The organism is Halomonas sp. KX33721 (assembly GCF_001596805.1).
Lineage (GTDB): Bacteria > Pseudomonadota > Gammaproteobacteria > Pseudomonadales > Halomonadaceae > Vreelandella > Vreelandella aquamarina.
In genome coordinates this window covers 71,446-77,445 of sequence record NZ_LVIA01000022.1, presented here as the reverse complement: position 1 = coordinate 77,445, position 6,000 = coordinate 71,446, and the positions used below count along the sequence as shown (strand labels likewise).

The 6,000-nt window shown below is 52.6% G+C and carries 5 protein-coding genes and 1 pseudogene; 5 read left to right on the top strand and 1 reads right to left on the bottom strand.

The features are described from left to right. The first annotated feature begins 375 nt into the window (after nucleotides 1-375). Both A3220_RS09535 and A3220_RS09530 read left to right on the top strand, forming a co-directional pair. Nucleotides 376-750 carry a hypothetical protein gene (locus tag A3220_RS09535; protein ID WP_128082414.1) on the top strand — a complete coding sequence of 125 codons (375 nt, stop codon included), beginning with the start codon at nucleotides 376-378 and terminating at the stop codon, nucleotides 748-750. A 59-nt stretch (nucleotides 751-809) separates the two neighbouring features. Next, nucleotides 810-1,211 carry a lysozyme inhibitor LprI family protein gene (locus tag A3220_RS09530; RefSeq protein WP_084812763.1) on the top strand — a complete coding sequence of 134 codons (402 nt, stop codon included), beginning with the start codon at nucleotides 810-812 and terminating at the stop codon, nucleotides 1,209-1,211. 256 nt (nucleotides 1,212-1,467) lie between these two features. On the opposite strand, the gene A3220_RS09525 is transcribed toward A3220_RS09530, so the two are convergent. Beyond that, on the bottom strand, nucleotides 1,468-1,989 hold the full coding sequence (locus A3220_RS09525) for a metallophosphoesterase (protein ID WP_062374582.1): 522 nt from the start codon (nucleotides 1,987-1,989) through the stop codon (nucleotides 1,468-1,470). A gap of 116 nt (nucleotides 1,990-2,105) precedes the next feature. Between A3220_RS09525 and A3220_RS18305 the strand changes: the two are divergent. The 3 genes and pseudogenes from A3220_RS18305 to A3220_RS09515 all read left to right on the top strand — a co-directional run. Next, nucleotides 2,106-2,240: pseudogene (locus tag A3220_RS18305) on the top strand (ADP-ribosylglycohydrolase family protein); the annotation flags it as partial. 311 nt (nucleotides 2,241-2,551) lie between these two features. Continuing rightward, a complete protein-coding gene (locus A3220_RS09520; protein ID WP_062374581.1) occupies nucleotides 2,552-3,058 on the top strand; it encodes a hypothetical protein in 507 nt (168 codons plus the stop codon). Continuing rightward, nucleotides 3,055-5,979: an SNF2-related protein gene (locus A3220_RS09515; RefSeq protein ID WP_062374579.1), complete on the top strand. Its 2,925-nt coding sequence runs from the start codon at nucleotides 3,055-3,057 to the stop codon at nucleotides 5,977-5,979. Before A3220_RS09520 ends, A3220_RS09515 begins: the two co-directional genes overlap by 4 nt. The last annotated feature ends 21 nt before the right edge of the window (nucleotides 5,980-6,000 follow it).

Below are 6,000 nucleotides of genomic sequence, written 5' to 3'. Positions count from 1 at the left end.
GAGGCCTGTTCGCCTGCCACTGGCTACCGACACCGTGAGGTGTCGGGATGGGCGAACAGGAGTCAGCAGAGGCCATATTAGGCTCTCTAACCAAGAGCTGAAGGGCTGAACCTGTCACGAGTGGATAGTTGACCACTCTCTGATGTGTACGAGCAGAAGCCTCCCCGGAGGGCTCTCGATAACTGTATGGCGGGCCGGAAGCCCAAAGACTGTCGAAGCGCTCAGAGCACACAGGCGAGCGAATTCAGCGGAACGAAGCTCAGCCCGATAATGGGGGACAGGAACCGCCGTGGTACGGATCCGTTTGCCCGGTGGTGTGAGAGGACGGGGGAGGCGACTCCCCCTCCTACTCGATCAACGATAGGAATCAAATCCATGCCATACCGCTTAGTTACCTTTCGCACAGTGACAGCAAGTTTCATCTTTCTTGCATTAGCAGGATGCGGCTCGGTAGGAGTGCAGCCTGTCGCAATGGGGGTTGCTAAACCCGCTAATTGTGCGTTGGATCAGTACGTCAGTGAAAATGACATCGAGCAACCTTATGAAGTGGCTTGCATGATTTCATCAAAAACGGGCACGACGCTTGGGCATGATAAAAGTGCTTCAGCAGCGATCAACAACGCTCGTGCGGATGCCTGCGCCTGTGGCGCTGATGCGATTGTTGTGGAGTCTGCAGAAGAAGAGGGCATTACCCTTTTCACCTGGGGTCAAGGCAAAGCTCAGCTAAAAGCAGTACGATACTTAGATTAAACCACGCGCTACCAGCCCAGCATTGCTGGACTGCTTCGTAAATCTGATAAGAGATGGTAATGCAAAAAGTTTATCAAATAGTAGCGTTTGCATTTTGCGTGCTTTTACCGCTAGCGGCTACTGCACAAAGCAGCACCGATGATGAATATAGCGCCCGTTATAACAAATGCATGGATGCCTCCGGTGGCGTCACGGTGAACATGCTGAACTGTATTGCCGATGAAATAGCCGCCCAGGATACACGGTTGAACACAGCGTATAGCGATGCCCGCAGCGAGCTTTCCGAAGAGCGCCGCGAAGCTCTACTCGCCGCCCAGCGCCTATGGATCTCCTACCGAGACGCCAACTGCAACTTCTACGCCACGGCGGGCGGCACGCTGGCGCAAGTAGTGAGTAATGAATACTTTTTACGGGAAACCGCCCAGCGTGCTACTGAGCTGGAAAATATGGTGGGGTGGTAGGTGCTCTACGCGTAGATACCCAATGGGGCACTTTAATAAGCCACGGTGATGGGTACTCTATCTTAGCCAGGACGGAGCTTGGTAAGTGTTAGATATGAAGGCCAAGCGTATAGCCAGTGAATCAGAGTGGGCCAAAAGAACGCGCTTGAAGCTTGAGTAAGGAGACAAATGCGGTGATCTTGAAGGAAAAAGATGCTTTAGCTTCCAGTGATAAGCGCAGCCAGTACGGGTACCAGCAAGAGAAGGATGTGGCGTTTTACCTGCGCCGCGAGTTTGGGGATAAGCAGTGAATACCAGCTGCCTTGAGATGCTGAATTGACGTTTCATGCCACCATGCGTGCACCACGCGGCACTTCCCCACTTCGAGGTAGAGTGGCTGTGTTCGTAGCCACTTAAAATGATCCAACAACAACGCTAAGCCGTCTTTCCCAGTGGCAAATTCATCGACCAGCCGTTGGCGATCGTGATGTTGTCGCGTTGCTTGAATAAAGGCGCGAGGGTTGTCTTGGTGCTGGTAGGTATCGCGTACCCAGTTCAGCTCATGGTTTCCCACAACCATTAGTGCCTGCCCCGCATCGACCATTTGACGTACCAAGCGAAGCACCGCACCTGGGGCCGGCCCCTTATCAATAAGATCGCCGACAAACACCGCCAAGTGCCCCGGCTGGCTCCAACCCTGGTTCTCTTCGCGATACCCTAAGCGCATTAGCAGCTTCACTAACGTGTCGAACTGCCCGTGAACATCCCCGATGATATCGTAGTGTGTTGTATCGCCCATGCCTCATCTCCCTCCGTGTTAAGTCCTCACAGCATCTCATCCTAGTGCGACGCGTGGTGTCGCAAGAAGGAGTAAATTATGAGAACAACCTTGTGTAGAGGCGTTTATGGTGCTGTTGGCAAACGAGTTCGCTGGAAGAGGCGCTGGTGTTGGCCGCAAATCTAGGCGAGGACGCCAATACCGTTGCAGTGGTAACGGGGCAACTGGCAGGTGCCGCATGGGGGCTAAAGTGCTGCCGGAGCGCTGGCTAGTGACGTTAGCGTGGCGAGAAAAATAGACCAGATGGCAAGGCAGCTATACACCCTAAAAGCATAATGGTGAATAAGGAATGCCACGATTAGTCAAGACCACCATCGAGATTGACAAGTGGAAGCATCAGGGGCGCCAACAAGCGGCACGATGGCTGGGGTAGAGATATGGCGTGATTGGGTGATCTGAGGACGCGTATTACCTAAGCAGATGCCAGACACTACGCCTTTGCGTAGAATACTAGGCAAGTTAGCTTAGCTTGATTAAGCCCAAGAGTGGCAAAGTAGCCACCGCAATCTGACAGGGAGGTAGAATGGTCACGGTTTATCCACGTCTAAGCGACGCTGAGTTAGAAGCATTGCCTTCCCGTACTGAGGCGAGTATTTACCGCAATGCCTATGAAATTGCCTGCTGGCTAAAAGAGCGTCACGACGCTGTCGCAGAGCCAGGGGAGTACCTGCCCAGCAGCCAAAAAGCAGTGGCTGTTTACACGTGGAAAAGGCCCCAAGACCAATGGCCGCTGTTACAGAGAGCAATTGCCGAACTGGAGCAAGACGGCTTCCAACCGGAAGATATCTTGCTACTTACCCCCTTCAAGGTAGCCAATAGCCAAGTGCTACAAGCGCTCATGGAGCACAGCCCGCAGTATAGCGAGCGTATGTGTAACGTGGCCTCAGTTAAGGGGTTGGAGGCACCCGTGGTTGTTCTGGTTGATATGGGTGCCAGCGCTTGGGCGGCGAACCCGAAAGTGGAGTATGTAGGAGCGTCGCGGGTGCGGGTGAAAGTCGTCGTGTTTACAACTGCACAGAGTGTTAAATGAATATCACCGCCTACCACGCAAAATACTATGCTCATGAGCTGACCAAGCGCCATGCGGATAACGGCGTTGACCGCCTATCACAGTCGCTGTTTGATGCCAGTGTGGATTTAAACCCACACCAAATTGAAGCGGCGCTGTTTGCTATGCGTAACCCGCTACAACAAGGTGTACTGCTGGCTGATGAAGTAGGGTTAGGTAAAACCATTGAGGCCGCCTTGGTAGTTTGCCAGCTATGGGCGGAGCGTCGTCGCCGTATTTTGATAATTGCACCCGCCAGCTTGCGTAAGCAATGGGCACAAGAGCTGTATGAGAAATTCGCAGTCCCCACCAAAGTAGTGGATGCGGCTGTATTGCGCCAAGAGGCAGTCGGAAATATGTTGCAGACGCTCGAATACATAACGCGTAGCAACATTGTGATTATGTCGTATCATTTTGCGACTCGACTGGAAGAAGAGCTGCGCGGTATTCCATGGGATCTAGTCGTATTGGATGAGGCCCACAAACTGCGCAATGCCCATCGTCCAAGCAACCGTATTGGACAAGCATTACGCCGCGCCCTGGAAGGGCGTAAAAAGCTATTGTTGACCGCCACGCCGCTGCAAAACTCGCTCATGGAGCTTTATGGGTTGTCTACTCTGATTGATGAGCATCTATTTGGCGACGATAAAGCCTTCCGTAAGCAGTTTGTGAATAATGATGCTAACCTGCCGGAATTGCGCGAAAGGATAAAACACTTTACCCACCGCACATTGCGTAAAGATGTGTTGGAATATGTGCAATACACTCAGCGCAAAGCCCTTACTCAACCCTTTGAGCCAACTGATGACGAGCAAGCAGTTTACGATGCTGTCTCAGCCTTTTTGCAGCGTGAGCACTCTTTTGCTTTGCCGAAAAGTCAGCGCCATCTGACAGGTCTGATTCTGCGTAAATTACTTGCCTCTAGTACTCCAGCCATTATGGGTACCCTTAGCAGTATTTATCAACGTCTGGAACAGCAGCTTAAGGAGATGCATGAAAATTTAGTCTCAGTGTCTAATGGCTCCAGCTGGTGGTACACCCTGGCGGATGAAGAAGACTTGGAAAGCGATACGCTTGAAGCATTAGAAGAACAAACTCAAGAGAGCGCGTCGGCAGCAATAGCAGCAGATGCTAATAACCCCACCAATTTAACGCGTGCCCTAGAAGAAGAAATGGCTGAACTAGGGGGCATTATTGAGCAAGCAAGTAATCTGAATGACCACACTAAAGCCAGCGCCTTGCTTTCTGCTTTAACCCTTGGCTTTGAGAACATGCAGGCCTATCGTGCGCCGCGCAAAGCGATTATCTTTACCGAATCGCGCCGCACCCAGGAGTACCTCCACCAGTTTCTCTCAGCTAACGGCTACGCGGGCAAGCTGGTGTTGTTTAGCGGTACCAATAACCACCCGGAAAGCCAAGTGATCTACCGCCAATGGTTGGAAGAGCACAGAGGCACCGACCGAGTGACTGGTTCGGCACAGATTGATAAGCGCACTGCCTTGATTGACCATTTCCGAGACAAAAACGGCGCGGATATCATGATTGCTACCGAAGCCGCCGCCGAAGGGGTAAACCTGCAGTTTTGTGCACTGTTGATTAATTATGACCTGCCCTGGAACCCCCAACGCGTTGAACAGCGTATCGGCCGCTGCCATCGCTATGGTCAACAGTTTGACGTGGTAGTAATCAACTTCCTTAATACCCGCAATCAGGCGGATCAACGCGTGCTGGAGCTACTGTCAGAAAAGCTCAATCTGTTTTCCGGCGTGTTTGGTGCCTCTGATGAAGTGCTGGGACGCATTGAAAGCGGCATCGACTTCGAAAAACGCATTCTGACCATTTATGATACCTGCCGCACGCCAGAGGAAATTGAAGCCGCCTTCAATCAGTTGCAAAGCGAGCTAGAAGAAGTGATTACCCACCGCGTGCAGGAAACCCAGGAAAAGTTGCTAGAAAACTTCGATGAAGACGTTCATGACCGGCTTAAACTGCGCCTGGACGAAGCTGAAGCCCGGCTGGATAAAATAGGCCGCTGGTTTTGGGGCGTTAGCCGCTATGCGCTGGCCAAGTGCGCCCGTTTTGAGCCACAAACCTATAGTTTTGCCCTGCAGGATGTGCCCAGTGATGTGAGTCAACACGCTCCGCCGGGACACTATCAACTAATTCGTGGGGCCGCTCAAGCGGACATGCTGGCCCATGCCTACCGTTTGAGCCATCCGCTGGGGGAGTGGGCTTTGCAGCAGGCTCGTCAGGCAGCTACGCCAGTGGCAAGTGTCACCTTTGATTACCAACGCCATGAAACCAAGCTCTCGCAGGTGGAAGCGCTGGTTGGGCAGTCTGGCTGGCTGATACTGCAGCGCTTAGCCTTTACCGCTTTTGAAACCACTGAACGGCTACTGTTTAGCGGCATGACCGATAGTGGCGTACTGCTGGACCAAGAAGCCTGTGAAAAACTAATGTCGGTAGAAGCTCGGGGCGTGCCAAGCGTTATTTCGCTCCAGCCCCCAGCGGCCTTGGTCGAAAATAGCCAGTGCCATTTGCAAGCGGTGACGGCCGAGCTGCTGGAAGATAACCAGCGGCTATTTATGGAAGAGCGCGACAAGCTGGAAAAGTGGGCTGACGATAAACTGCTGGCCGCTGAAGAAGCCCTTAAAAACACCAAGGCCCAGCTTAAACAGCACAAGCGCGATGCCCGTAAGGCCATCACCCTACAGGAACAAAACGCCTATCAGGAAAAAATCGCCGCTCTCGAACGCCAGCAGCGCCAGCAGCGCCGCGAAATTTTCAATGCCGAAGATGAGATCATCGACAAACGCGACGAACTGATTGATTCCTTGCAGGTTAGGTTAAAGGAAACCACTGAAACAGAACTGCTCTTCACCCTGCGTTGGCAGGTGGTGTAGCGGCACTTAAGCAATACCAGG